Source organism: Burkholderia sp. Bp9142, from assembly GCF_003853415.1.
Classification (GTDB): domain Bacteria; phylum Pseudomonadota; class Gammaproteobacteria; order Burkholderiales; family Burkholderiaceae; genus Burkholderia.
Genome location: NZ_QTPP01000040.1, coordinates 19,958 through 45,675, shown reverse-complemented (window position 1 = coordinate 45,675; position 25,718 = coordinate 19,958). Strand labels below are relative to the sequence as shown.

General features: G+C 59.5%; 19 protein-coding genes. 8 read left to right on the top strand and 11 right to left on the bottom strand.

Annotation, left to right across the window (positions count from 1 at the left end):
* Positions 1–16: 16 nt before the first annotated feature.
* Both DIE22_RS31140 and DIE22_RS31135 read right to left on the bottom strand, forming a co-directional pair.
* A complete protein-coding gene (locus tag DIE22_RS31140; RefSeq protein WP_124606852.1) occupies positions 17–835 on the bottom strand; it encodes a TnsA endonuclease C-terminal domain-containing protein in 819 nt (272 codons plus the stop codon).
* Positions 836–1,045: 210 nt separating this feature from the next.
* Positions 1,046–1,921, bottom strand: coding sequence for a hypothetical protein (locus DIE22_RS31135; protein ID WP_124606851.1), 876 nt, complete (start codon positions 1,919–1,921; stop codon positions 1,046–1,048).
* 2,162 nt (positions 1,922–4,083) lie between these two features.
* Here DIE22_RS31135 and DIE22_RS31130 point away from each other — a divergent pair.
* From DIE22_RS31130 to DIE22_RS31100, 6 genes are all read left to right on the top strand, one after another.
* Positions 4,084–4,500, top strand: coding sequence for a hypothetical protein (locus DIE22_RS31130; protein ID WP_124606850.1), 417 nt, complete (start codon positions 4,084–4,086; stop codon positions 4,498–4,500).
* Positions 4,497–5,147, top strand: coding sequence for a hypothetical protein (locus DIE22_RS31125; RefSeq protein ID WP_124606849.1), 651 nt, complete (start codon positions 4,497–4,499; stop codon positions 5,145–5,147). The genes DIE22_RS31130 and DIE22_RS31125 overlap by 4 nt, the downstream gene beginning before the upstream one ends.
* A gap of 220 nt (positions 5,148–5,367) precedes the next feature.
* Positions 5,368–6,822: an IS21 family transposase gene (istA, locus tag DIE22_RS31115; RefSeq protein ID WP_409410204.1), complete on the top strand. Its 1,455-nt coding sequence runs from the start codon at positions 5,368–5,370 to the stop codon at positions 6,820–6,822.
* Complete coding sequence (gene istB, locus DIE22_RS31110; protein ID WP_124606847.1) at positions 6,819–7,640, top strand: IS21-like element helper ATPase IstB; 822 nt, start codon at positions 6,819–6,821, stop codon at positions 7,638–7,640. Before istA ends, istB begins: the two co-directional genes overlap by 4 nt.
* 802 nt (positions 7,641–8,442) lie before the next feature.
* Positions 8,443–8,739 (top strand): phage integrase family protein, encoded by a 297-nt coding sequence (locus DIE22_RS31105; RefSeq protein WP_124606846.1) that lies wholly within the window; start codon positions 8,443–8,445, stop codon positions 8,737–8,739.
* Positions 8,740–9,043: 304 nt separating this feature from the next.
* Positions 9,044–9,892 carry a hypothetical protein gene (locus DIE22_RS31100; protein WP_124606845.1) on the top strand — a complete coding sequence of 283 codons (849 nt, stop codon included), beginning with the start codon at positions 9,044–9,046 and terminating at the stop codon, positions 9,890–9,892.
* Between the two features lie 232 nt (positions 9,893–10,124).
* Here the strand turns inward: DIE22_RS31100 and DIE22_RS31095 are convergent, their stop codons facing one another.
* The 6 genes from DIE22_RS31095 to DIE22_RS31070 form a co-directional block, all read right to left on the bottom strand.
* A complete protein-coding gene (locus tag DIE22_RS31095; RefSeq protein ID WP_124606844.1) occupies positions 10,125–11,471 on the bottom strand; it encodes an HNH endonuclease in 1,347 nt (448 codons plus the stop codon).
* Between the two features lie 236 nt (positions 11,472–11,707).
* A complete protein-coding gene (locus DIE22_RS31090; protein WP_124606843.1) occupies positions 11,708–12,235 on the bottom strand; it encodes a DUF6527 family protein in 528 nt (175 codons plus the stop codon).
* Positions 12,228–13,748, bottom strand: a complete 1,521-nt coding sequence (locus tag DIE22_RS31085; protein ID WP_124606842.1) for a hypothetical protein — start codon at positions 13,746–13,748, stop codon at positions 12,228–12,230. The genes DIE22_RS31090 and DIE22_RS31085 overlap by 8 nt, the downstream gene beginning before the upstream one ends.
* Entirely contained in the window at positions 13,745–15,067 is a 1,323-nt protein-coding gene (locus tag DIE22_RS31080; protein ID WP_124606841.1) for a HesA/MoeB/ThiF family protein, read from the bottom strand. The genes DIE22_RS31085 and DIE22_RS31080 overlap by 4 nt, the downstream gene beginning before the upstream one ends.
* The gene (locus DIE22_RS31075; protein WP_124606840.1) at positions 15,064–15,450 is read right to left on the bottom strand and encodes an E2/UBC family protein; all 387 of its coding nucleotides are present in this window, start codon (positions 15,448–15,450) and stop codon (positions 15,064–15,066) included. The genes DIE22_RS31080 and DIE22_RS31075 overlap by 4 nt, the downstream gene beginning before the upstream one ends.
* A complete protein-coding gene (locus DIE22_RS31070) occupies positions 15,447–16,124 on the bottom strand; it encodes a multiubiquitin domain-containing protein (RefSeq protein ID WP_124606839.1) in 678 nt (225 codons plus the stop codon). The genes DIE22_RS31075 and DIE22_RS31070 overlap by 4 nt, the downstream gene beginning before the upstream one ends.
* A 161-nt stretch (positions 16,125–16,285) precedes the next feature.
* Here DIE22_RS31070 and DIE22_RS31065 point away from each other — a divergent pair, with 161 nt between their 5' ends.
* The gene (locus DIE22_RS31065; protein WP_124606838.1) at positions 16,286–17,179 is read left to right on the top strand and encodes a WYL domain-containing protein; all 894 of its coding nucleotides are present in this window, start codon (positions 16,286–16,288) and stop codon (positions 17,177–17,179) included.
* A 269-nt stretch (positions 17,180–17,448) separates the two neighbouring features.
* On the top strand, positions 17,449–19,248 hold the full coding sequence (locus DIE22_RS31060; RefSeq protein ID WP_124606837.1) for a phage integrase family protein: 1,800 nt from the start codon (positions 17,449–17,451) through the stop codon (positions 19,246–19,248).
* Positions 19,249–19,699: 451 nt separating this feature from the next.
* Here DIE22_RS31060 and DIE22_RS31055 read toward each other — a convergent pair whose 3' ends face one another.
* From DIE22_RS31055 to DIE22_RS31045, 3 genes are all read right to left on the bottom strand, one after another.
* A complete protein-coding gene (locus DIE22_RS31055) occupies positions 19,700–21,967 on the bottom strand; it encodes an NADP-dependent malic enzyme (RefSeq protein WP_124606836.1) in 2,268 nt (755 codons plus the stop codon).
* A 535-nt stretch (positions 21,968–22,502) separates the two neighbouring features.
* Positions 22,503–23,345: a hypothetical protein gene (locus DIE22_RS31050; protein ID WP_124606835.1), complete on the bottom strand. Its 843-nt coding sequence runs from the start codon at positions 23,343–23,345 to the stop codon at positions 22,503–22,505.
* Positions 23,346–24,087: 742 nt separating this feature from the next.
* Positions 24,088–25,713 carry a GMC family oxidoreductase gene (locus DIE22_RS31045; RefSeq protein ID WP_124606834.1) on the bottom strand — a complete coding sequence of 542 codons (1,626 nt, stop codon included), beginning with the start codon at positions 25,711–25,713 and terminating at the stop codon, positions 24,088–24,090.
* Positions 25,714–25,718 lie beyond the last annotated feature (5 nt).

Genomic DNA, 25,718 nt, shown 5'->3' with positions numbered 1-25,718 from the left:
TTCAGAGTGCTAACGTTTACAGTCGAACGTTCACACGCAAATCTTTAACAATTACAAACACGGGATTTTTTGATTCAAGGTCAAAACTGACAATTCTCTTTGCCGCCAGTTGACGAAAGGCTTGCGCGCCGGCACCGCTTTGCAGCGAAAACTGGCGCTCTACCGCCTCGCAGGCATCAACAACACGAGCGTCCATACACTTTCGTAGACGTCGCAACAGCTCCCGTTGCGCGATCTCTTCGGTTTCCGACAGTTCCCGCCCCAGCATGTCATTCTCGGCTTTCAGTAACCAGCCTAGATTCTTGTGTCGTGCTGCATGCATCCCATGGACCTTGAAGATCTCAAACCGCGCCCCCTCACCTAGCCAATATTGCTCTTCAATTTTTTGCTTGGGCGTCTTGTCAGTCGTACCGAACCTCTCTGAGGATTTGACCGAAATGGCACGCTTGTAGAGCCGACCGTTCCGTTCACCTATCGCTACAAGGTCCGTGCTGAGTACAACTGGATCGCCCGTATCCGGATACCGCGGATGATCCACGCCCGCACGCGCAGCTGCCCGCAATGTCTTTTCCGGTTCGAGCATTACCTGGTCGTATATGGTCAATATGCCTAGATCCCACCAGAGCTCGAGGAAACAAGCCTTCTCTCCATCCGATAGCAGATGAATTGCTCGCAGGCCGGTTTTCGAAGAAGTCAAACGCGTCTTCATACCAACGCCCGGCATATCGCGCGTCCCAATCCAGCGCTCGTGCCTCCCCTCCCTCTTCGCCGTTTCCTGCTCCTTCAATTTGCGCTCCCTCGTGGTCCGACGCATACCAACGGTTCTACTAGTCATGACCAGCCTCCTTTGTATAATTCGGCGACCGCCAGGCTTGCATTAGCTGCGGGCCGACAGCAGCGGGCCGTGCCGTCGACCTTCACGCACTTGACTGTTTCGCCCTCGCACTGAATGAGCTCGACGTTGAGACCGTGCATGGACGGACTGCAATTTGTCGCGGCTGCGCAAGCGGCCCGTCACACTCGATGTCGTAACGGGCAGACCCAACTACCGCTTCCTCTCTGCCAGAAGGCGGCTGATGGCAAAGGGATTGCGGTAGGCCGCAGCGAAACACACTGCATCTTCATCGAGCCGGCCTCGCTTCGATTTCGGCCTCTTGTCAGGCACTGTGCCGTCGGCGACGTCAATCTGCGCAAATGATTCAGCGTGCTTTCGATACGCGTATGTGGTCAGCGCCGGAGTGTGGACAGTGGGAAAACTCCGAGTTACGCCTATTTCCGTTATGGAAGAGGAGCACTGCCCCTCCCGAACCACTGTGATACCAAGGACGCGGAGATGAAACGTCAGCAAATGAGCATCGCTATATCTACCATCGACGGCGCAGATGATTGTCGCGCCGATATTTACTAACGTTGCCAGTTGAGACGCGACGGAACTCGGTGATGTGAGTCGCTGGTCGATTCCGTCAATACCGATAAAGATCGATCGCCCTGGAAACTGAGCGCGCAGCGTTGCGGTCCAGATCGCGGCGCGAAGCTGGGCGCCCAGGTCGTCCGGCTTGCGGAGCATCAGAAGCGCGTGACGACATCCAGTTGCAAGTTCGGCCAAGCGAAGTTGGAGCCGTTCCCGTCGTATAGGCAAGTCGGGGCCCGTGATGAATCGAACAAATCGAGGCTCATAGTCGCTGCACGCCACGTGCGTTCCTGTGGGCGGAAGGCCTTGATCGTCAGGTGCGCCGTCATCGGGCAACACCTGCTTTGGCGCTTTCGGAAATGGAGTGCGTACGGGACTTGGTAGCCGCATCATCGACGATCGCGTGACATCTGACACCACTTCCGCGGCGACATACCCGCCGAACTTGCCGCAGATCGTTTGGCGTGTCGCCGATACTTCATCGCTCACGGAATGCATAGACGTGTTCATACCTGCCTCCACTCTTTGGCTCTTGACAAACGGGCCGATTAGGCAGAGCATGACTCATAGAAAGTGAGTTCACAGTGCTCTGCCGCTCAGGCCGAGACGAACGGGCTCCCGGTCTGCAAACCGGGAGCTCGTTTAATTTCAAGCAATCAATTTTCGCAGCCGTTTCTCACGGCCCTGACTCATAGTTGGCTCCTCTTCTGCTAGATCAGCAGCAAAAAACAGCGGGGCGAGATGCGACCGCAAGACTCCAGACGTGGACCGTAGACCTTTTCCACCGGTCGGAGTCTATGTACATCTATCCGCATTTCAAGGCGAAAAAGTTGCTGCAACGGCGTGAGAGATGGTGCCGGGTGATGCGCAGCTTAATTCAACGAGCTTGTTCTTCGGACCGACTAGATAACTCATGATTTGAGAATGCAGCTGGCTTCTTCGGATGATGTTTAGGCCATCATGCAACGCATTTAACTACGGTCCAGTTCGCAATTCACTTCATAAAGCTTCCCTACCACAATTGCGCAAATACATCGCTACGCGCACCACTGCTGACCATAGCTGGAATGTGTCAGCACGCCAAGAAACGCGTAGGTCCTGTTCAAAAGCAATGCGTCGGCCGGCGTTCTCGCCCATTGAAACGTGAATGCGATGGAACTGATTGCGTGCGTGATTGCACAACTTGCATGCAATGGCATTTCCAATGTGAGGACGATGCGCGCATTGTGTTTTGAGCGTGTGAATCAAGCAGTCGACCATACCACCGCAAAATTCGGCGCACGCTATAGCTGCGCACCAGGCAGCTTGCGCGCCACTTGCAAGCTCCCGTCCTTAGCCACTTCTTGGCTGGAATCACTGCGTGCCCGCCGGGTACTCTGATCGATGCGATGAGGGCATCGTTTAAGCGCCCGAATACGCTCCTGTACTTCCGGCGTGTAACCATTTTACTTCTTATCAAGAAATATTCAACACCACACCCTTAAAATACTAGACCAATTATAAATCCATATTTTTCTTTATTCTGCACGTCATGATTTTCTCGATCACCCACCTATAAAATTCAAAATTTTACAGAGGCCGCTTCACTGGGTTTAATGCCTCATTACGTTACCCGGATCACACGGGGACGAATGCCATTTTTCCCACCACCACCAATTCCTTGAAATTCTCTTTCATTGTCTTGTTTTCGGTACAACGTGATCGGCAAACCACCGTGAAATGCAGTCGATGCCCCAAAATATAAAACTGGCGCCGAAGTCAGCGGCAGCGATGTCGCGGATATGCACGCGCATTAATATTCATAGAACTATGATGATGCCCTCTCTGTCGCGGTCATTTCATGATCGCGCGTGGTCTCGCGTCGGCTTCGCATCAAGGCAAACGATGACCATATGAAGCGTACTCCAGAATCGAATATCGATCTCCGGCGAGGATGGCACTTTCGCCTTGCTGCACTGCAAAAACTCCTCAAGGTGGAATTTTTGCTTCACCACCATATTTTTAATTAATTGCCAAATACACTGTCTCTCGAGGTTGCCCCCCACCGGGATGACTTCAGTTGATCTACATCGCGGCGAGGCCGTTACGGAAGACATTCCGGGGGCACAGAACCCCATGGTGGAGCGATTCCATGATGGCGAGATGAGAAGGACCGGCAGCAAATAAAATCTAGGCCAAAACATCCGGGCATCCGTCCGAACCGCTGGTTCCCTGTGCGAGAACGTCATCACCGGATTGTCTGGCGCCTAATATATTGCGCTCGACCGGAAGGGCGAGCTTTCCCCACCTACCCAGGAACGCACCCGATCGGAACTGGTGGGGACGACAAAGCAATAACCCAAGGCTCCGATGGCCCCGTATTAGCAAGCGACGCCCATACAATCGACCAGCACAAACGAGAGAAGCTCGCCCGACGTAGACGCGTTTATCGCCTGTATTGCCGCGGCAACTGCAGATTTCTTCACACCCTGGGTCCTGCCGCGCTCCATCGGACTCGCCTCGGTTTTGATATTCGCGGTGGTGTTCGCGTGGCAGTTCATTGTTCTGATAAAGCAGATTGCTACCGATTGGTGGTGCCACCGGCGCTACCGGCATCGAATCTGATCCCTACCAAATCGCACCGCCGTGTACTTACATGAATAATCCGAAGCGCTGTCGAGAGGATCACAACGATGAGCTACCCAACCATTCCTGAAGACTTTCCTCGGGAGTCCCCCCAAGGTGCCATTGGCGGGTATCGACCGAAACTCTTACTCCGGCGTGCCGGCGGCCAGCTTATCTCACGGCCGACCGACGAAGAACTATTCACGCGATACGATGCTTGTGAAGATCTCGCCAGACAGCTCGCGACCTACACCCGCAGGAAACTCACCAAGGACCCGTTGCAGTCACTGTCCGATTCGCTTTCCCACGTCGAAACCGACATGACCAAGAAGGTCTCCTCGGGACAGTGGGATATTTCCTCGGCCGAGATCGCCTGGATCATGAAGCGTGTTCGCGACTTGCTGGCAATGCACGTGTTGGATGACCGGGATGACCCCAACCCCGAAATACCAGGGGCTGCAAGTAATCAAATGAGGCAACCATGATCCAAGTCCAAGACCCAAAGACCGCCGATATCCCAACTGCGGATTTTGTGCTCAGCCTAAGCCTGCCGGCCGGCACCGATCCAGCGATCGTTTCGTCCCTGAAACGAGGCTTGGAGGATCTGGTGGCAGCCGTGCTGACGACAACACCTTTCGAAGAAGTAGTTATCCAGCGGGCGGACGATCTTGCCGCCGCGATCACCGGACTGTCGGCGCCGGCCGCGCCCCTGATCGAGGAACGCATTCGGCGTCAAGAGACCATGCGCGCGGTCTTTGCGCGAGGCGACTGGCTCACCGCAGAGCAGATCAATGCGCTCCAGACCAAGTCCCCCGCTAACAGGGCGCAGCCGGCCAGCGACTGGAGGCGCCGCGGTCGCATTTTCAGCGTGTCCATCGGCGGCAAGGAATACTTTGCCGCCTACCAATTCGACGCAACATGCCAGCCGCTGCCGATCATCAAGGAAATTCTGGAAGCACTCGGCCCCGTCGCCGACTCGTGGAAAATCGCTGCCTGGTTCCATTTCCAGAATGGATGGATCTCGGGCACCGGGGACCGTGAAGGTCAGCCAGTTGCTCCGATGGATGCACTCGATCGACGCGATATCCTGATTAACGCAGCCAAGCAGATGCAGGGCACGCACATAGCCTAACCCGTCAAATAAACGAAATGCGCGGCGACAATCATTTTGGCCGGTATAGCGACAGAGGTTTTGGCCGGTGGGGAGAAGTCGGAGGCGGCGTAGCCGCCGGAGACTTCTCCCCACCGGCGGCGCCGAGTCGGCCGGGTTCTACGATGGCTGATCAAATCAAGAAGAAGCGATCAGCCGCATGTCCGGAACCCGCATTACCGACCAACAGGTTCGCCTCTACATGTCCAAACGCAAACAACACTCTCAGGAGATCGCCGCCGCCAAGGCCGGCATCAGCGTGCGCAGTGCCCGGCGCATAGAACGAGAAGCCTCGCTGCCGTCCCAGAAGCCACGTCGCTACTGGCGCTCGCGCCCCGATCCGTTCGCCGACGTCTGGGACACCGAAGTCGTTCCGATGCTCATGAACGCACCGCAACTGCAGGCGATCACGATCCTGCGCAAGCTGCAGGACGATCATCCCGATCAGTATCCCGACAGCACACGCCGCACGCTCGAGCGGCGCGTCAGGCACTGGCGGGCAATGTCCGGCCCGCCGAAGGAAGTCTTCTTCCCGCAGCAGCATGAGCCCGGCGTGCGTGGCCTGTCGGACTTCACCGACATGGCTGAACTGCGCGTGACCATCGCCAGCGCGCCATTCGCTCATCGGCTGTACCACTTCGTGCTGGCCTTCTCGCACTGGGAATACGCCAATGTCGTCGAAGGCGGCGAGAGTTTCGAAGCGCTGTCCACGGGCCTGCAGAACGCGCTTTGGCAAGCCGGCGGTTGCCCGCGTGAACACCGCACCGACAGTCTGTCGGCGGCGTTCAAGAATCTGCAGGATGAAGAGGACTTCACGGTGCGCTACGCCGCGCTGCTCGAGCATTACGGCATGGTCGGCACGCGCAACAATCGCGGTCAGGGACACGAGAACGGCAGCGTGGAGTCGTCGCATCGCTATCTGAAGGAGGCCATCGACCAAGCGTTGATGTTGCGCGGTCACCGGGACTTCGCCGATCGCGCGGCTTACGACGAGTTTCTGCGCGAGATCGTCATGCGCCGCAACCGGCGCAACGCGGCGGCGTTCCGCCTGGAGCGCGAGCAGCTCATCGATCTACCGCTGCGGCGCACGACCGACTTCGTTGAGGAGGAAGCACGTGTCACACGCTGCAGCACCTTCACCGTGCGCGGCATCCTCTACAGCGCGCCGTCGCGACTGATCGGCCACCGCCTGAAGGTGCGGGTCTACGGCGACCGGCTCGACTGCTATCTGTCCGGCGCGCTGGTGCACAGCACCCCACGCGGCTCGCGTGCCGGCGACAACCGCCGCGCCCTCGATTACCGGCACTTCATCGAGGGCCTCAAGCGCAAGCCGCAGGCCTTCAAGGGACTCGCGTTTCGCGACGAGCTGTTTCCGCGTGAGGCCTATCGCCGGACGTGGGAACAGCTTGAGGCACGGCTGACGCAGCGCGACGCGTGCAAGACGATGGTCGGTCTGCTTGAGCTTGCCGCACTCGATGGCGTCGAAGCCGTGCTGGCCGCACGCCTCAACGCATTGCTGGTGGACGGCAGGTTGCCGGATCTCAAGGCGTTGCGCGAGGAATTTGCGCCGCGCCAGGTCGACTGCCCGGTGGTCAATGTCGAGATTCCGCCGGCAAGCTGCTATGACGCGCTGCTGGGCAAGCAGGTGGCAGCATGAATACGCCCGCTTACGATGCCGGCCGTCTGGCCCTGATGCTCAATGAATTGCGCCTGCCGACCATCGCTCGCCTGTGGCCCGAGTTTGCCCAACGCTCCGACAAGGAAGGCTGGCAGGCCACACGACTGCTCGGTGCACTGCTTGAGCACGAACTCGCCGAGCGCGCCAAGCGGCGCATCGAACGACACCGCACCGAGTCCCATCTGGATCCGACCAAGACACTGGCCACCTTCGACTTCGGCATGGTGCCGATGGTCTCCAAAGCCCACGTGATGGCACTGGCTACCGGCGATTCGTGGCTCGAGAAGGGCGCCACCGTGCTCCTGTTCGGCCCGCCCGGGGTCGGCAAGAGTCACCTTGCGGCAGCCATCGGACACGCGCTGATCGACGCCGGTTACCGCGTGCTGGCCACGCGGACCAGTGAGATCGTGCAGAAACTGCAGGCTGCGCGTCAGAGCCTGCAATTGCCGTCAGCGCTCGCCAAACTCGATCGCTTCGACCTGATCATCCTGGACGACCTGTCGTACGCCCGCAAGGATCAGGCCGAAACCAGCGTGCTGTTCGAACTGATCGCCGAAAGATACGAGCGCCGCAGCCTTCTGATTACGGCCAACCAGCCGTTCTCGGGCTGGAACGACGTGTTTCCGGATCCCGGCATGACCGTCGCCGCAATCGACCGGCTCGTCCATCACTCGACGATCTTCGAGATGAACGTCGAAAGCTACCGCCGCCGCACGGCCAGCGACAAACAGACCAGCCGGCGCCGACAATCATCCAGCGACAATCATCAGGAAGGAGCGACAAACATGGCCGAATAACCACCGACAATCACCCGGTCGACCGGCCAAGATGGTTGTCGGTAAACCGGCCAAGCTGCTTGACGCTATCTACGAAAATCGGTTGTTGAGGGCTCGCACGATCATGTCGATCAGTCCAATCGCGCCGTTCTCCTCCTGGTCTGCCCCTTGACGCGAATACGTCAGCCCTAGGTTCGGATAACCGATTGATCAGCCGACAAGCCGCGCGACCATCCCCCGCCCCCATTGAAACGCCGTCATGAACCCACCGAGGTCGCCCACGATTCCATCCCCAATCGCGAGTCGAATCGGGTCGGTAATCGACTCGCGACTTGAGTCGAATTAGGCCCGCAATCGCTTAGCATCACGTTCCCCGGGGCCGCGCACAAACGTCTGCGGAATTGCGCGACGAACCCAAATTTGGCCCGGAGATGCTGTCGGTGGACAAGAGTTTTATGACGGATTTCGTATGTGACATCATGGACTTACAAATAGGGGCATATCACAAGTCAATGTAAATTATCGTCGCAAGTCAATGTAAAATCCTTGCCCAACCAAGATAAATTTAGCGGCGCACTACAGGGTCAACCTCTTGGTCACCATTGATGATGGCACCGGCGTGGATGAAGGATGCGAAGATCCGCAGCCAACTCCTGATCCAGGAATAAGGCTTTCCTTAGCAAAAACTGGCACTTTAGCTGTGCAGCTAAAGTGCCAGTTTTCGCTAAGGAAATTGCATGTTTCGAGCTAACGTAACTGACCGCCCGTAGGCGCGACGACCTGGTCCCGCCCTTCACGCCCCCGACCACAGCGCGTACCCGCGATGCAACGCAGGTGGTCGCCACGCTCGATGGGCTGTGCAATACGCCGATCGCCGCGGCCGGCCGAATCAGCGCACCGCTGCCTGCCGCCACGAACCGCCCGCGCGCTTGCCTCCGGCGTCGACCTGTGCGCCGACCTGCTGGTGCGGATCGCCCACCGCCCCGGCTGGTGGCGGCCGATCCCTGGGTTGGGGCGCCAGGGGGGACACACCACGTCGGAGCCTTCATCGCGGCGCACCCCGACCCGGCCCCGGCGCGCCGCCGCACTGATGCCGTACGAGGCAGCCCGACCCAGTTAGTCCTATGGGGCTCGCTGAAAGCCCTCCCGGCCGCCCTTGATGGCTCGCAGTGCGGTTGCACGAGCCCTGATAGGCGAAATCTGCTAACCATGTCCTCACGCGACTCACCTCGAATCCGCCATTGCGTACTGCCCCACTGACTCGGCCGCCGGCAATGCGGCTCGTGTCCCATCTCCGCGCCGGCTGGCTATGTTGCAATCCTCCCATTTTCTGAACTTAATATGTGTACTTGGAGTGCCGATAAAACCCATATGCCTATATGGGCTCCTTGTTGCTCCATTCCAACCCACAACGACGAATCACCATGACACGACAGGAAGTAACCCCGACTGCACGCACCACTGAATTCCCCTTCGTCGGAAGCAATGAGCCCGCGTTGTTGAAAATCCTCAGGGCGGCCGTTGCGGCGAATCCACTTATGCTGGACCGGCCGCTGTTCTGCTCCGCAGACTACTCGGTATTTCTGGAGTTCCTCGCCGACCGGCCCATGGCGTCGCACTATCTGGACGTTCCGCTGCGCGCTTTCGTTGGGACGCAGCATCTGAACTTCGATCCCGACGCGCGGACTTGGCGGCATGGACTTACGGCCCTGACCGGCGAAGACAAAGACGGGGGCAAATGGGACGACCGCGCTCTCGCATACTTCGAGTCCGAGATCGGCGACCAGCGGTTCCCGTGCGATGCTGCGTCGGGTACCGCGCTCCAGCTTGCCGCATGGAACGGCGCCGTGTTCAGTGACAACGGCGCCCACCGCCTGATTGCCGCCGTCTGCTGGCTTGCCGCCAGAAAGGGAAGCGAGGCCGAACTCAGAAAAGTACGCGTGTCGCATCGAACCCTCAATCATGAGGCCGTCGAGTTGCTAGCAAAAGCAGCCGCTGCCGGGTGGGAGATAGCGGAAGGCCGCCACGGAAGCGGGTGGCTCATCCGCGTCACAGAGCCCAGGCGGGCGAGCTATTTTTTTGTGCAGCGAGTCGGCGCCGGCCCCAAGCACGTCAAGCGGTCAGAGCTCGACGCGATATGCGGCGGACGAAGCCTGCCCGGCGACACGTCCAGCGACGACTGGCTGGGACTGAAGCCGTTCCCCGCCGAACTGGCGCTTGCTCTGGCCGATGGTGCTTGGCTGCAGAAACAGCTCGCAGCGCCACGATACTAATAATTTGGAAGCCGGCTGCGGCCGGTTTTTTCTGCCGCGTCCAACGTTGCGGTCGGCGCTGGCCGCTGCAGCGGCTTGCCGGGATCCACCAGACAGAGTTGATAGCACCGGTGGTCCGGTGGCTCTATTGGGCGAGCGATCAAGAAACCGGGCGAACTCGTGCACAGTAAATAGGTGTCCTGCGTCTTCGAAGAGAGGTGGCGCATACGTACGTCGCCGATCATCCGATGGCTCAGTGGGCTGCCCTTTTTCTCAGTCGAGTCGACCGCGTAGAAGATTCAAGACGGACCTCCTCTCGGGTCTTTCCGTCGAGCTTTGGCAATCTCGGCATCCATCGACGGCAGAACGACCGTTCATCACCGACGAGCACCAACCGCGATCCGATAGCCTGATCCACCGCTAGGTCTGCAATTGAGAATGCGCGCGCCAGCCATGGTCGAAACTTGGACTTAAGTATCAAAGCGCCGTCGCCCCAGGCCGAGTCTGTTGCAACTGCACGGCACATGTGCCTTACTTCGTCCGGAATTGAGATATTGTCATCTCCAAAGCACAGCTTGTTTTGTTGCATCCCGAAATGAGCGATGATGTCGGGAATCCTTAGGCGCCGTCCGACTTTCCCGATGCCGGATTCAATGATGCTGAGCTTGTCGAAGCACTCACAAATAGAACGCCATTCATGTTCGTCCAATACGTGGTACTTCTTGCGCGCTCCCCGATCGAGTTTATGCTTCGCTTGTATTATCGTGGCGAATATATCGCGAAACCACCGTTGAACTTCCGTCCGCAGTGGAAACAACAAGCCCCCGCGCTCACTCAGCTCATCTGGGTCCAGGTAAACGCCTTCAATCAGGCCAGCCGCTTGCACCGTCTCTCGAATAGGCCGAAACTCCCCCTCCCGGAATAGTTTCCCCTTTGCCTCATTCAACCAAGGCAGACTTCCATCAGAATGAATCGAGTAGCTACAGCAGCTCCTTATCTCCATACGGTTTCGAAAAAGCCCAATAGCCTCTTCCACCGCGTGGTAGGTATCCCACTCGGCGCCATCATTCCCAAGCTTACTCCTCATCGCTTCTGCAACGCGAGTGTCCAGCTCAGCTCTTGGGACGACCAGAGCCCCGTGCCAGTCAGACGCCAATGTCCGAATCTCGTTAGCATCGATGTATAGCATGTCTGTACAAATCCTCGGGTCTGCACCGTTCATCTCAATTCGCTTTACGACCGCCTGCAACGTCTCCAGGACCGTATCAAGACGAGATGAAATGACCCTAGCTGACGAATTGAAAGCGCCTTGCAGCATGAGCGCGTCCACAACGAAATTGCTCTCTTTGCTGTTGCAACGAGGGCAAGACAGCTTCAGATTGAGCAAATTATCGACATCCAGATAGGAAAAGTATTTCTCCATTAACGCTGGATGACTCCGCGCGATTATGTGCGCGACGTGAAAATTATCCCCTTCAATCTGCCGGCGGCAAGTGACGCACTCCCCTTCGTACAGGTGAAATACTACCGACCTGCAGTGAGGCTTCCCATAAAATCCGTTGTACTGAACGAATTTTTCCTCACGAAAAACACGACTCATTCAAATCCCCTGAAAGCTCCGCCTGACGACGACATTCATTGACACAAGCCCCAGTTCCTCCGATACACGCCTCTATCGTTCCAGAGGCCAACTGGGCTGGCGTGCGTCGATGCGGAGACGATTGCGCTCGACAAAGCCCTGGGATTGCGCAGGCCTGTCGGAGACGCAAAGCAGCGAACGATGCCGCTCGATAGAGTCAGATCGTCCCCGCGACGCGCGCGAGGACGATTTGAGCTTCACTCCTTCGCGGTAAGCCTGAAAAACCCGCGCTGTTTCCGTTGCCCTTCCTCGAGAAAACCTCTTCGCGCGAGCTGGATGCAAGCACGATTCACATCCCATGGCACTTCTTCCAATGCCTCGGCTAGAGTTGTGAAGTGCTGCCAATCATCCGTGCACACGGGAAGCACACGCCGGCGCAATTCGATCTCGTCTTCGACAACAACCTCTTCGCCATCGTCCGAGCCGTCGCACCAAAGGATAGTGTGATGCCAGATGATGAAGTGGCTCTGGCAACCCGTGTCGCGCCAAACCGACGGAAACACTGACAGCTGATTGCGCTTTCGGTAGTGGCGCCATGCTTTGTCTGTACGCGGATCAAGATTGATCGTGAGCGTTTCGCCACAACCATCGGGGCATGCTAGTACCAATGACCGAGGCACGCCCCGGTCCACAAGCACGAAATCTCCCGGCCTTTCCAGTAACGCGTCTGCCGCATGCCGGTGCGTGACGGTCCCTCGGTCGCGAACTCGTAGTGCCTTAGTCACGATGCCTCTTCCTTGTAATTTCTTCGATAAGCTTTGCGCCGAGTTCCAACGCGACGACACGACGGCCCCTGTCTGCATTGGATGCTGCCGGAAATTTGCACCAACGCCACATCGCCACAACCAGTGCAATCGGATACTCGAAACTATCGCTCTGCTCATAAATACCGAATGCCCTGATACGCTGGAGACACCCAAAAAGCCATGAGTCCGGCTTCGGCTCGAGTTCTGCGTGGGCGCAGCTGCTCAATATCGCGTCTAGAGTGTAGTACGGAGCTATTTCATTCTTCCATTCTGACTGATCAAAGACATCTGGTCCGTCCTCGGAACCTCGATAAGTAAAGACGAGGGCAACTTCGAGCATCGCGACGTCAAAGCAGAGCGGTGCGCCCATCCCCACTTCGGTATCCCCCTTGACCGCACCAAGGTCAATCAGGATTGCGTCATCTCCTCGTACCCGCACGTTATCGCCATGCAGGTCGCCATGTATTGTCGCGACACGATGCGGAAATTTAATATCCTGTAAAGACTGCCACAACGCCAACGGGTCGATCTGCTCCCGTTGGATGGGTTCCGAGTCAAGATACTCATGCTGAATCTCTTGAGGGGAGACCATCTTCAACCGCTCTGCAGCAGTGACGAGCGGCTCATCTGGCATGATGGTCTGTCTTGCCCGATCCCGCCATCGATGCAGCGTCCGGTTGAAGAGGTTCGAAATAGCAGCCTCGGCGCGCCCAGCGCGCGCCGCGTCAAGCAGGGACTCTGACTTGTCCACGAAATCGGCAACATACACGGCCTTATGGAACCCTTCGACGAATCTTTCAAGGTTTGGCCGCAATTCAAACGGGACAAACGGAGAGACCACCTCCATCGCGCGAACCTCTTTGCCCAGCAGTTCGCGCTTGTTGATTTTCACAAGTCGAGGCTGCGTCCAGTGGGCGACCGAGCTCTCGGCTTCGAGGCGCTTCTCGTACGCCATGAACACCTTCGAACCGGAGAAACCTGGAGCGATCTTGCGCAAGTGTATTTCCTGCGCCTTTGGGAACGCCCGGTCGACAAGGCGCCGCTCTTCCTCCGTCAGTTTTTCCTCCGGGCCGATCTCCTTAATGTGGCAGCCCGTCCACTTCGGTCCACGTTCGAATCGAACGATATGGTCAAAATGTATCCCTTTGAGGTTGGGCGCGAAGCGAACCTCGTTGTCCCACGGATAAACGGGGCTCACCTGCATGAGAGTCTGTTCGCGAATCCGCAGTCTTTCGGCCCGGTCCTCCGCCAGGAACACAATGCGGATGCCGTGATCGATGAACCTCGGAATCAGCTTGCAGAGCGCCGCAATTTCGTTCGAATCTGTTGACAGCTGGTTGACAACGACGACCGATGTCGTGCCAAGCAACGGGTCTTTAACAGACTCGGACGGTGGGTTCTCCATGATCTGGAGGCCGCGGAGTTCGAGCTTTTCCCGCGTGCCAGGCAGTGGCGCAACGCCATACCAGATGAGGTTGGTTGCAGCGCTCACTGGTCCTCCGAAGGAAGAAAGGTCAGGCGACGCGAGTCGCCCGCACCAACAACACCATCTGGGCCGCAGACGCCACAATCCAGTTGCGGTGAGGTCCTCAGCAGTCGGACGGTGCCGGTTACCGCGTCGTATGACTGCCACCGCGCGCGCGCGGGAACTGCAGTGAATACGCCGAGAAGCATCGTCACGGCCAATGACACGATCGCGCTGTTCAGTGATATAACCGCGGGCTGTTTCACGCCACCCTCATTGAAATACGGATCAGCAGCGCGCTGTGCATCAGTCATCAGCTCTTCGCGGATACGTCGCGAGTCGAGTGCGTTGCTGCACACGAGGCAAGGCAACCCGGGCGCGAGCATTTGCGTGCGCCCGGTCATCGCCCGGACCTTGCCGTCGTGTGCGTTGATGCCAACACCAATGTCAATGGCAGGCACCAGGTATTGATAGGAAAACTCGGAAACAAACGCCCGACTCGAATGGGAATCGGTACAAATGAAGATGCAGTCGGTTTTTCGCAGCAGCGCCGACGCCTCGCCGGAGATAACTGAGCCGATATAACAGCTGACGCGCGCTTTGGGATTGATGTGTTCTATCATCTGCGCCGCCACATCGACCTTCTTGCGGCCCACCGACTGCTCCATGGTTCCGACCACGCGATTCAGATTGGTTTTCTCGACCACGTCAGAATCGACGAGCACAAAGGAGCCCACGCCCAGATGCGCCAGTTGCTGCGCGGCAACTGACCCGGTCCCGCCGAGGCCGACAATTGCGACTGTCATAGAGCTGAGAATCGCCTGGCCTTCCTCGCCGAATGCTCGCATCTGGCGGTCATAGCGTTCGTCCTGCTGGATTTCACCCGCACGGCCAGGGAGCAGCACCTCCGCGCCGACGATGCGTACATTGACGCGCTCGGCTGCGCCAAACGTCCGTGCGATAACGTGGCCATCGCAAAGCACAACTGAAAAGCACTCATGCGCTGGGTTGCGATCGCACATGAACCCCTGTAGACCGGCTTCGGTCTCGTCATCGACGGGGGAAAAATCGTTGTAGCCTGACGGATGAGTATGCAAAAGCGCGAGCGAAAATCCCCTCTCACGTGCACGCCTCGTCACGCGCGTGAGGAATTGCGGCGCAAACGTGATCTCGCTAGCCGAGGCGTGCAAACAGTCCTCGGGCTGAGCGAGTTCGACCTCTCTAACCAGGTAGCGGTCCCCGTCGAAGTCACGCGTCAGATAGAGGACCGCTCCGCGCTCGACAGCAGCGCCCAGAGACTCATTGAGATAATGAAGTGTCGGTGCACTGATGACGAGTTCGCTCATTGCACCGCCTTAAAGCGATTGAGGATAACGTTCACGTACGTCGTCAGTGTGCACTTCGACGCGTTCCATGACTGATTGACGTGCCACGAAAACCACAACGTGTTCGCGTCCGGTTGGCCCGGCATCGTTTGCCCGATGTTCGCGTTCTGCGGCATCGCACCGTTCTTCAGGCGCAGCGAGCTGTCGGCCCAGAAGCAGTCCGGTGGCGCATACGGGTAGCCATTCGGAACGATGAATCGCACTTCTGTGCAAACCTGCGACCAGCCGTCGGGCAAAGACACCTGCGGAATTCGCACCAGGAACATGCCCCCGCCCAGCGACGTGAGCGTTGCCGCGCGGTACACCCGTTGCAGGTCGGCGAATTGTTCCTCGACGCTCTTCATGCGTCACCAAACGTCGCCGGGGGGACGATGGCAAAGTGCGCCGGGGTTGCGCGCCCTTTGAACTCAACCACGGTTGCCGGGTGAATCACCTCATCCGGCTCAGAACCCTCGCCCTCGAGCACAAGCGAATTCGTCGGATCCCAACCCGGAATCATCGCGGTGATCTGAGCACCGGTCAGACGTTCGTGTTCGGTCTTGTACTCGACGCCGTCGACAAAGAAGATATAGAGCGACGGCGGCGGGCGCTTGTGCGTGCGCAGGTGTTCGATACCTTGCTTGCCCAGCTCAAAGACATCGCTCGACTTCAGGACTTCATTGCCGGCTTCGTCGCGAATCCACACCAAGTCATTGTCTTCCGACACGTTGGCGAGAGAGCGGATCTGGTCGACGCGGATCGTTTGTTCGCCCCAAAAAACCGAATGCTCGTTCACCGTGAATTCGAACGCTTCACCGCCTTCGAACGCGAAAAATTCGGCGTGCCCGTCGCCGACATGCAGAACGTCGTCCGATGCCACCACGCGCGACCCGAACTTGGTGCGCTGGATCAGCAGGTAGTCGTCAGCCGGCTCATACCCGGCGTCCGCCAAAATCTGCGCGCTGGTCGGCGTCGGGTCGTCCACGCTCGCCGATTTCCCATTAATCAGATACTTAAAATCTTGATTTGCTTCAGCCATGTTGGTCACCTCGGATATGGAATGGCTACGCCCCCCGTCTACCCCGTACCACCCATGCTGCCAGCACAGGTTTTACCCTACAGCGGACTTCGACAGGTACAATTTCATGATACAGCAAACAAACACGATGGATCAAGTTTCTTTACGTATCGAGGAATGGCATGAACGAAGCATCTCCCAAGAAGCGCTGGGGAATCGAACAACGCCTTGAATTTATTGACTTTACGGCGTACTGGCAGGGTTCGATAAATAGGTCTCATATCGTCGACCACTTCGGTGTGTCGGCCCAGCAGGCGTCGAATGATCTGACCGAATACCAAAAAGTCGCACCCGAGAACCTGCGTTACGACCTCAGCTCCAAGCGCTACCTCGCCACCGAAAGCTTTCATTGCGCCTTCATAAAGCCAGACGCCGAACGCTATCTCGCGCAGTTGGGTGCCTTGACGGCGAATACTGTAGACAAGGAGGAAACGTGGCTAGGCGACGCTCCGGTCACGGCTACGTTACCCATTCCGTCTCGACGCGTTGACGCACCTTTACTGCGCGCCGTGCTGAAAGCGATCCGGACGAATCAATCTCTCGAGATTGAATATCAGTCGCTCAGCAGCGCTGGCCCGACCGCCGTCTGGCGTCGCATTACGCCGCACGCATTTGCATCTGACGGATTCAGGTGGCACATGCGAGCGTTTTGCCATCGCGACAATCGGTTCAAGGATTTCCTCCTGTCTCGATGCCGTGATGCGCGTGACGAGCGCGCCTCCGGCGCGAACGCCGCAGACGATAAGTTGTGGCACACAAACTTTGCTGTTGAACTTGTGCCGAACCCTCGCCTGACTGAGTGGGAGCAGAAAGCAATCGAGCTCGACTACGGCATGTTCAACGGACGCGTGGTTCTGCAGGTACGCATGGCGATGCTCTATTACTTCGACAAACGAATGCGAAACGAATTTGCGCTACGAGGACCAATCACGTTGACTGACGACCCTAAACAAACGCCAGTTGTCATTGCAAATTTAGAAGAATATGAAAAGGCGAAAGCCTCCGTCGGTGCATAGCTGGCATCGAATAAGGCTCGCTTCTTCGATTCCGAACTCGCGCGCTTCGCGCTCGTCGACCACACGGACTAGCCATCGGAAAGCACTGACTGCCTAACGGTACGCCTGGACGGCACTCAATCTACCGAGCGAGTGCACCGAGCCTGGATAAAACACCATTTCCAGACCGACAGCGACTGAGCGACGCGTCCCGCGGTCGATGCTCAAGTAGGTCGCTTGCGATAAATACTCTTATCGCGAGTGCCCTGCGCGCGACCTAAACTGATCTCATGCATACCGCGTCGATCCCGCCCTCCAGGCCGGGGCGCGGACCCTCCTCCGCTGGCACGCCCGCGGCCCTGCCTGCTGCCCTGCCTGCTGCCCTGCCTGAGCTCGCGTCGCTCGCCGCGCTGCGCGCCTGGCATGAAGGGCTCACCGCGCGCGCGGCCGTCACACGCTACCTCGACCACGCGCGCGACGACGGCCAGTCGTCACGCGGCCTGCTGGGCCGCATCCGCCGCCAGCTCGTCGCGTGCGCAATCGCCCGCCAGCGCGATGACCTGATCCCGCTGTTCACGCATCCGGCGGCAGACCGCATCCGTCATGCGGCGCAGGTCGTCATCGCGCTCGACGCGCTGCGCGCCACGCCGATCCCCGCGCCGCGGCCGGCCGACCCGGTGCACCGCTGGCTGCTGCCACGCATCGCTCGCGCGCTCGCCGCCGCCGACATCAACTCGTGCGCCGACCTGCTGGTGCGGATCGCCCACCGCCCCGGCTGGTGGCGGCCGATCCCGGGGCTGGGGCGCCAGGGCGCGCACCACGTCGCCGCCTTCGTCGCCGCGCACCCCGACCTGACCCGGCGCGCCGCCACGCGGATGCCCTACACCGCCGCCGCGGCGCAGTTGGTCCCACGGGGGTCGCTGGACGCCCTGCCCGCCGCCCTCGATGGCTCCCGCGGCCGCTTCCGGGCCCCGCGCGACACCTGTGGCCTCGCCGCCACCAACGATTACCAGGCGATCGAGGCGTGGCTGGCGCTGCATGAGTCCGAGCACACCGCGCGCGCGTACCGGCGCGAGGCCGAACGGCTGCTGTTGTGGGCCATCGTGGCGCGCCGCCAGCCGCTGTCGTCGCTCACCACCGACGACGCGATCGCGTATCGCACCTTCCTGCGCCATCCGACGCCCGCCTCGCGCTGGATCGGGCCGCCGTGCCCGCGCACGACGCCCGCTTGGCGGCCGTTCGCGGGGGGGCTCACGCCGCGGTCGGCCGCCTACGCGCTGGCGGTGCTGCGCGCGCTGTTCGCGTGGCTGGTCGGCCAGCACTATGTGGTGCTCAACCCGTTTGCGGGGGTGACGGTGCGCGGCGGCGCAGTCCGTGCGCCATTTGATACCGGACGCGCATTGCCTGGCCGAGAGTGGAAGTTCGTGCGCGCTGCAGCCGACCAACTCGAGCGAACCGGCTGGACCGTACCGGCTGCAGAGCGGCTGCGCTTTGTGCTGGATTTCGGCTACTCGACGGGGTTGCGGGTGCAGGAACTGGTGGCCGCGACGCTGGGCGACATCACGGCGGACGCCCGCGGTACGTTATGGCTGGAAGTCACCGGCAAAGGCGCGAAGGCCGGGCGCGTGGCGCTGCCGCCGCTCGCGCGCGACGCGCTGCGGCGCGCGCTGAAGGCGCGCGGCTTGCCGGTCAGGCGCGCCCGCTGGCAGCCGGCCACGCCGTTGGTGGCTGCTCTCACTGCGGAACATCGCGCGGAACGCCACGCCGGTATTAGCGCGGCGCGGTTGCGGCAGGTGTTGGGTGAGTTTTTTCGGGAGGCCGCGGAACGCATGGACGTTCGCAATCCGGCGCTTGCCGAAAAGCTACGGCACGCCAGTCCCCACTGGCTGCGTCATACACATGCCACCCACGCACTGGACGCCGGCGTGGAGCTCGTGGTCGTGCGAGACAACTTGCGCCACGCCTCGGTGGCAACCACCTCGACCTATCTGCATGGGGAAGAGGCGAAACGCGCGCGCCAGATCGGCGCAGTCTTCCGGCGTCCGCCGCGTGGATCGTGTCGCCAGTACCTTCCCCGGCCGACCCGGTAGCCGTACGAGCCGTCCGGAACAGGCTGACGGCAAAACAGCGCCGGTATAAGAGGCAGTGCTGGGCTCGGTCTACGTTCAGTCGAGTGCGCGCTTGTCTCCTTTTGATACCGTTGGTACAGTTACGCGCGCGGCCGCCCATTCGTCGTTGGACGCCCCGCACGCGGCCGGAACGTATTAATTATGTCAAATAAATCCGTCTGATTCCGACCTGTTGGGATCGCCCACAACTGTTCAGTCGTATCCATCGAGAGTTGCGACAAAAGCGTCAGCAACTACCATCCATCGTCAGATACTTGGCACGTCGACTGCGAACAAGCCGCTATCCTGCTGACGCAACGCACCCGTCATACTCCCGCTATTACAAATTGCGCAACCACCTCGACGGTGGCTGCGGTATCTATCCAGACCGAGAATCGTTGACTCGGAGCGATCTTCGAATTTCACCAACATCTCACCGATCGACATTCGCGGATGCGACCGCCGTCATGTTGATGATCCGGCGCACGGTCGCGGCCGGCGTCAGGATGTGGACCGGCTTCGCCGCGCCGAGCAGGAACGGGCCGACCGTCACGCCTTCGCCGCCGACCATCTTCAGCAGGTTGTACGCGATGTTCGCCGCTTCGACGTTCGGCATGATCAGCAGGTTCGCTTCGCCCGACAGCGTGGTGCCCGGGAACGCAGCCTTGCGGACCGCTTCCGACAGCGCCGCGTCGCCGTGCATTTCGCCGTCGACTTCGAGGTTCGGCGCACGCTCGCTGATCAGCTTGCGGGCCTCGGCCATGCGGCGCGACGACGCCGACGGCGCGCTGCCGAAGTTCGAGTTCGACAGCAGCGCGGCCTTCGGCGCGATGCCGAAGCGCTCGATCTCGGCGGCCGCCTGGATCGTCATGTCGGCGAGCTGTTCGGCGCTCGGCAGTTCGTTCACGTACGTGTCGCACAGGAACAGGTTGCGGCCCGGCAGCATCAGCAGGTTCATCGCCGCGTAGTGCTCGGCGCCCTTCGCACGGCCCAGCACCTGCTCGATGAACTTCAGGTGCGTGTGGTACGTGTCGATCATCCCGCAGATCATGCCGTCCGCATCGCCCAGGTGCACGAGCATCGCGCCGATCAGCGTGTTGAACTTGCGCAGCGCGGCCTTCGCGACTTCCGGCGTGACGCCGTCACGCGCGCCGATCTCGTGGTACGCCTGCCAGTAGCGGTGATAACGCGTGTCGTCTTCCGGATTCACGATCTCGAAATCGACGCCGGCCTTCAGCTTCGAGCCGATCTTCACGAGGCGCATCTCGACGACCGACGGACGGCCGACGATGATCGGCTTCGCGATCTTTTCCTGCAGCACGAACTGCGCGGCGCGCAGCACGCGCTCGTCCTCGCCCTCGGCGAACACGATGCGTGCCTGCTTCTTCTTCGCGGTCGCGAACACCGGGCGCATCACCATGCCGGTGCGGTAGACGGTCGCGCCGAGCTGCTCGCGGTATGCGTCCATGTCCTGGATCGGACGCGTGGCGACGCCCGAATCCATCGCGGCCTGCGCGACGGCCGGCGCGATCTTGATGATCAGGCGCGGATCGAACGGCTTCGGAATCAGGTAGTCCGGCCCGAACTCGAGCGAGTGGCCTTCATACGCCTTCGCGACTTCCTCGCTCTGGTCGGTTTCCTCGGCCAGCTCGGCGATCGCGCGCACGCACGCGAGCTTCATTTCTTCCGTGATCGTCGTCGCGCCGACGTCGAGCGCGCCGCGGAAGATGAACGGGAAGCACAGCACGTTGTTGACCTGGTTGGGGTAGTCCGAACGGCCGGTCGCGACGATCGCGTCCGGGCGCACGGCCTTCGCGTCTTCCGGGCGGATTTCCGGTTCCGGGTTCGCGAGCGCCAGGATCAGCGGGCGGTCGCCCATCGTCTTGACCATGTCCTGCTTCAGCACGCCCGCGCTCGAGCAGCCGAGGAACACGTCCGCGCCGACGATCGCGTCGCCGAGCGTGCGCGCGTCGGTGGTCGCCGCATAGCGCTGCTTCGACGGGTCGAGGTTGCCGCGCCCTTCGTAGATCACGCCCTTCGAATCGGCGACGAGGATGTTCGACTTCGTCAGGCCGAGGTTCACCAGCAGGTCCAGACACGCGATCGCCGCGGCGCCCGCGCCCGAGCACACGAGCTTCACTTCGGACAGCTTCTTGCCGACGACCTTCAGGCCGTTCAGGATCGCGGCCGACGCGATGATCGCGGTACCGTGCTGGTCATCGTGGAAGACGGGGATCTTCATGCGCTCGCGCAGCTTCTGCTCGATGTAGAAGCATTCCGGCGCCTTGATGTCCTCGAGGTTGATACCGCCGAGCGTCGGCTCGAGCATCGCGATCGCCTCGACGAGCTTGTCGGGGTCGGACTCCGACAGTTCGATGTCGAACACGTCGATGCCCGCAAACTTCTTGAACAGGCAGCCCTTGCCTTCCATCACCGGCTTCGCGGCCAGCGGGCCGATGTTGCCGAGGCCCAGCACGGCCGTGCCGTTCGTGATGACGCCGACGAGGTTGCCGCGTGACGTGTACTTCTGCGCGTCGAGCGGATCGGCGTGGATCGCCTCGCACGCCGCGGCGACGCCCGGCGAATATGCGAGCGACAGATCGAGCTGGTTCGACAGCGGCTTGGTCGGGGTGACCGAAATCTTGCCGGGGCGGGGAAACTGATGATAGTTGAGTGCGTTTTGTTTGAGTTGCTGGTCCATTCGCGTTGCTTATTCCTTAATGTACCCACCATCTTTCGAACGAATATCGACAGTCCGTCTGCAGGGGACGCTAGATTTTGACTCGCAGGGATATACGATGCGGAGCAGTTGGTCCACGTAGTACCGATGCACGCGAAATTTTCGCCGCGGGCGCCTTGGTAAGACGACTTGTGCTCGCTTGAAGAAAAAGACGTCCGTGCTGCAAGAAAGCCACGAACGTTGAACGCCCTCGCAGGCAAAACCGCGAAATACACCACGCCCGTGTAGATAGCCGCACCCCACGGTTGCAAGACCGGACCAACAGGATTATCCGAGGATCTCTTGAGTGGCGACAGCGAGGGCACTAGCTGCTGGAAACCATATGACTGCTGCAGCTACCCTTCACTGGAATCGTAACCAGATCCACTATCGATTCCCTAAGTCTCCAAGAGCCAACTTTCACTGAAAACTTAAGACCGTGCGAGCACGGATGCCGACGCCCTATTGGCGTCGGCTTACCTGTTGACTCAGCACCCGCAGTGCTCTCGTCACACCATCAGAACGTCGGAAGCACCAGACTCAGCAGCTCCGTTTCCTCGACCGCTTTGATCGACACCGGGCCTTCGTTGGCCTCGAACTCGAACGCGGTATGAAGACCAAACTCCTTGCCCTCAACGACAACTTTCCCCTTGCTGAGGAACAGCAATTCGACCGAAGACTGCATCCCTGCCGCAAACGAAGCACCGGCTTCAAGCTTCACGAAACCGATCCGCGTATTGCGTTCCGTGAAAGAGCCAAGCAACTTCGTGGAAACCCCCGGCGTACCGCTCGGGATCCATTCGAAGCTCGCCGGGTTCATCAGTACGAGATCTTCATACCGCGGCTTCGCGTACTCCAGCTTGTGACCCTTCACATATTCAAAGCACGCCTCGAAACCGTCCTGATTGTGCTTTTTGCCCGACTCGTCGTACCACGTAAAAATGCCCTCCTTGAACTCGCCCTTGCTCTTCAGTGCCTGGTTTGCCGCCTCGCGCTCTTCCACGCTCACGAAGCCATAACCGGTGGAGCCACCGAATTGGCAAACCATCACTTCAAGACCTTCAGGACGTTCCTGCGGCCCGTAGTACACACTTTCGGGGAAGTAACCGACCCAGCCCTCCGGCAGAACCTTTCCCTGCCCGTAGGGAAAATCGCCTTTGATAACGTAGCGCACCTGGTCGAAGTTATGTCGGTGACTCGGCGCTACCCAACCACCGGCGCCGGTGCGACCTACGTTGATCAGATAGTTGTTCGGCGATCCCGACTTTCCCTGCAACAGAAATTTCTGCTCGAGTACCCCTTCCCGCATATTGCTACCGATCCGGCCGTAATCCGTCGACGAAGCTTCCGAAATTCGCATTTACCCCCTCCTTGTGGTACCTGTCTGGCCATTCATAGGCCAAAACGATCCAATGACTATTCAATCAATATGGCATCCGAAATATATGCGAGCCACATCGCCGAACTTTCGTTTGCCATGTGTGCACATTCTGGGCACGTACGTCCGGATACCTGCTTGCGTCGCAACGTCCGGACGCTCGTTGCCGCGCTTGGCTATTCCTCTCCTGCTCCCCCCCTTCACCGCGACATGGCGAACAAGTTGCGCGTATGGCTCGACCGTCCATAGAGCCGCTGTAAGGAGAAAACGGCGGAGCTGATGTTCAACCTGATACGATCAGCACAATTACCTTGTTGTTGATTTTGCGCGTAGCCCCTGCCTTAGTACAGTTCGTTTTCATCGATAGCCTGGTAAGTTTCGCTAACAGCGGCGATGCTCACAGCTACGAAACCGGCAAAGCGAATGCCGGCAGATATCCGGACCAAGTTGATTGCGGGCGACCAGCGGAGTGGCTTAGCAGCAACCCGAACTGTGGAATCGACCTCTCGGAAGCAGTCGGGAAAGGGCGGGGGCATTATCTGACGATCGTCCCCGGATTGGGCGGCGCCTTCGCTGAATTGATTCAGCCTATGACAGGTGAACACCAGCACGGGCGCCCGAAAACGCGACTTGTTGATACGCGCCGATGCCGATGATAAGCGCCGGATTACCGGCTGCCTTATCGCCAACACCACCAATGGCGCACATCACTGTTCCCGCAGGCTCATGCGCGGATAGCGCGTCGCGGTACGGCATCGCGGCTGATCATATCGGCTCCCTTGGCGCCGATCATGAGTGTGGGCGCATTGGTGTTCCCCGACGTAACGTGGGGCATGATCGATGCATCGACGACGCGCAGTCGTCCGATTCCTCGGACACGAAGACGCTCATCGACCACCGAGAGCACATCTCGGCCCATCTTGCAGGTACTGGTCTGATGCGCTGCAGTGTTCCCCGTCTCGGCCATGAAGTCGAGCAGTTGTTCGTCGGTCTGCACCTGCGCCCCCGGCACGTGCTCATCGATCACTCTCGATGCAATCGGCTCCGTCGCCATAATCTGCCGAATCTGCTTGATGCCGCTGATCATGACGCGCACGTCGTCCTCGTCGGTCAGGAAGTTTGGCGAGAACATCGGCTTGTCGGCCGGATTTGCGGATCGGAGTGTTACTGCTCCCGTCGTTCGAGGACGCAGGATGAATACCGATACCCCCATGCCCGGCTGGCTGTCGACTTCGACGTGCCCGCTCGGATGATAAGTAAACGTCATCGGCCGAAAACTGATCTGCAAATCGGCGTAGTCAACGTCGGGCCGGCTTTTCACGAATGCCGCGACCTGGGACGACCCAAGGGCCAGGTATCCACCTCGTGTCAGGAGGTAACGGGCCCCTTCGAAGTACTTCCACAGCCCGCGGATGTTCCGGTTGTATGAGCTCGGCCCCGTTGATCTGTAGGCGGTGTGTACGTAGAAGTGATCCTGCAGATTGCGGCCCACCCCAGGAAGATCAACGACCTGCCGGATCCCGTGCCGCTGAAGCTCCTCGCCGGGCCCCACACCGGACAACATGAGGATCTGGGGCGAATTCAACGAACCCGCCGACAGAATTACCTCCCTCGCGGCAGCAATGGATTGAACGGCCCCGTCGCACTGAATTTCGACGCCCGTCGCTTGGCGATCATCGTCGAAGAGAATGCGCCGGACCAAACAACCGGTCCTCACGGTCAGATTAGGTCGATTCAAAACCGGCTCGACAAACGCAACGTACGCCGACTGCCGACGCCCGTCTCGAATCGTATGCTGCATAAAACCGACGCCATCGTGAACTGCACCGTTCAAATCTTCCGTCTCCGGAATACCGACGCGCCGCGACGCCGCGATGAAGTCGTATGAACTCGGAACCTTCACCGCGGGGTCGCTGATCCACAGCGGGCCACCGGCGCCTCGAAACTCGTCCGCGCCGCGCTCGTTATGCTCGATGCGTTTGAAATGCGGAAGAACATCGTCATAGCCCCAGCCCGGATTACCGAGATCGCGCCACTTGTCGAAATCGCCGCGATGCCCTCTGATATAGATCATGCCGTTGATGGAACTCGACCCTCCCAGCCCCTTTCCGCGTGGCCAATACATCTTGCGATCGCGTAGCGCCGGCATGGGTTCCGTGTAGTAGTTCCAGTTAAGCTTGTCATTGAAGTACAGCTTCGCCATCCCCGCTGGCGTATGCACCCAGAATTTGTCCGACGGTGGCCCCGCTTCGAGCAACAACACCTTGTTTTCCGGATTCTCGCTGAGTTCCCGCGCAACGACGCATCCGGCCGAACCGGCGCCGATGATGATGTAATCGTAGATTTCCATGGCTG

Excerpts from the sequence above, each read along its gene's own strand:
- DIE22_RS31130 (WP_124606850.1), top strand. The coding sequence starts at position 4,084 with ATGAGCTACCCAACCATTCCTGAAGACTTTCCTCGGGAGTCCCCCCAA.
- istB (WP_124606847.1), top strand. The coding sequence starts at position 6,819 with ATGAATACGCCCGCTTACGATGCCGGCCGTCTGGCCCTGATGCTCAAT.
- DIE22_RS31125 (WP_124606849.1), top strand. The coding sequence starts at position 4,497 with ATGATCCAAGTCCAAGACCCAAAGACCGCCGATATCCCAACTGCGGAT.
- DIE22_RS31080 (WP_124606841.1), bottom strand. The coding sequence starts at position 15,067 with ATGAGCGAACTCGTCATCAGTGCACCGACACTTCATTATCTCAATGAG.
- DIE22_RS31065 (WP_124606838.1), top strand. The coding sequence starts at position 16,286 with ATGAACGAAGCATCTCCCAAGAAGCGCTGGGGAATCGAACAACGCCTT.
- DIE22_RS31105 (WP_124606846.1), top strand. The coding sequence starts at position 8,443 with ATGCAACGCAGGTGGTCGCCACGCTCGATGGGCTGTGCAATACGCCGA.
- DIE22_RS31050 (WP_124606835.1), bottom strand. The coding sequence starts at position 23,345 with ATGCGAATTTCGGAAGCTTCGTCGACGGATTACGGCCGGATCGGTAGC.
- istA (WP_409410204.1), top strand. The coding sequence starts at position 5,368 with ATGTCCAAACGCAAACAACACTCTCAGGAGATCGCCGCCGCCAAGGCC.
- DIE22_RS31135 (WP_124606851.1), bottom strand. The coding sequence starts at position 1,921 with ATGAACACGTCTATGCATTCCGTGAGCGATGAAGTATCGGCGACACGC.
- DIE22_RS31070 (WP_124606839.1), bottom strand. The coding sequence starts at position 16,124 with ATGGCTGAAGCAAATCAAGATTTTAAGTATCTGATTAATGGGAAATCG.
- DIE22_RS31045 (WP_124606834.1), bottom strand. The coding sequence starts at position 25,713 with ATGGAAATCTACGATTACATCATCATCGGCGCCGGTTCGGCCGGATGC.
- DIE22_RS31060 (WP_124606837.1), top strand. The coding sequence starts at position 17,449 with ATGCATACCGCGTCGATCCCGCCCTCCAGGCCGGGGCGCGGACCCTCC.
- DIE22_RS31075 (WP_124606840.1), bottom strand. The coding sequence starts at position 15,450 with ATGAAGAGCGTCGAGGAACAATTCGCCGACCTGCAACGGGTGTACCGC.
- DIE22_RS31055 (WP_124606836.1), bottom strand. The coding sequence starts at position 21,967 with ATGGACCAGCAACTCAAACAAAACGCACTCAACTATCATCAGTTTCCC.
- DIE22_RS31095 (WP_124606844.1), bottom strand. The coding sequence starts at position 11,471 with ATGAGTCGTGTTTTTCGTGAGGAAAAATTCGTTCAGTACAACGGATTT.
- DIE22_RS31140 (WP_124606852.1), bottom strand. The coding sequence starts at position 835 with ATGACTAGTAGAACCGTTGGTATGCGTCGGACCACGAGGGAGCGCAAA.
- DIE22_RS31100 (WP_124606845.1), top strand. The coding sequence starts at position 9,044 with ATGACACGACAGGAAGTAACCCCGACTGCACGCACCACTGAATTCCCC.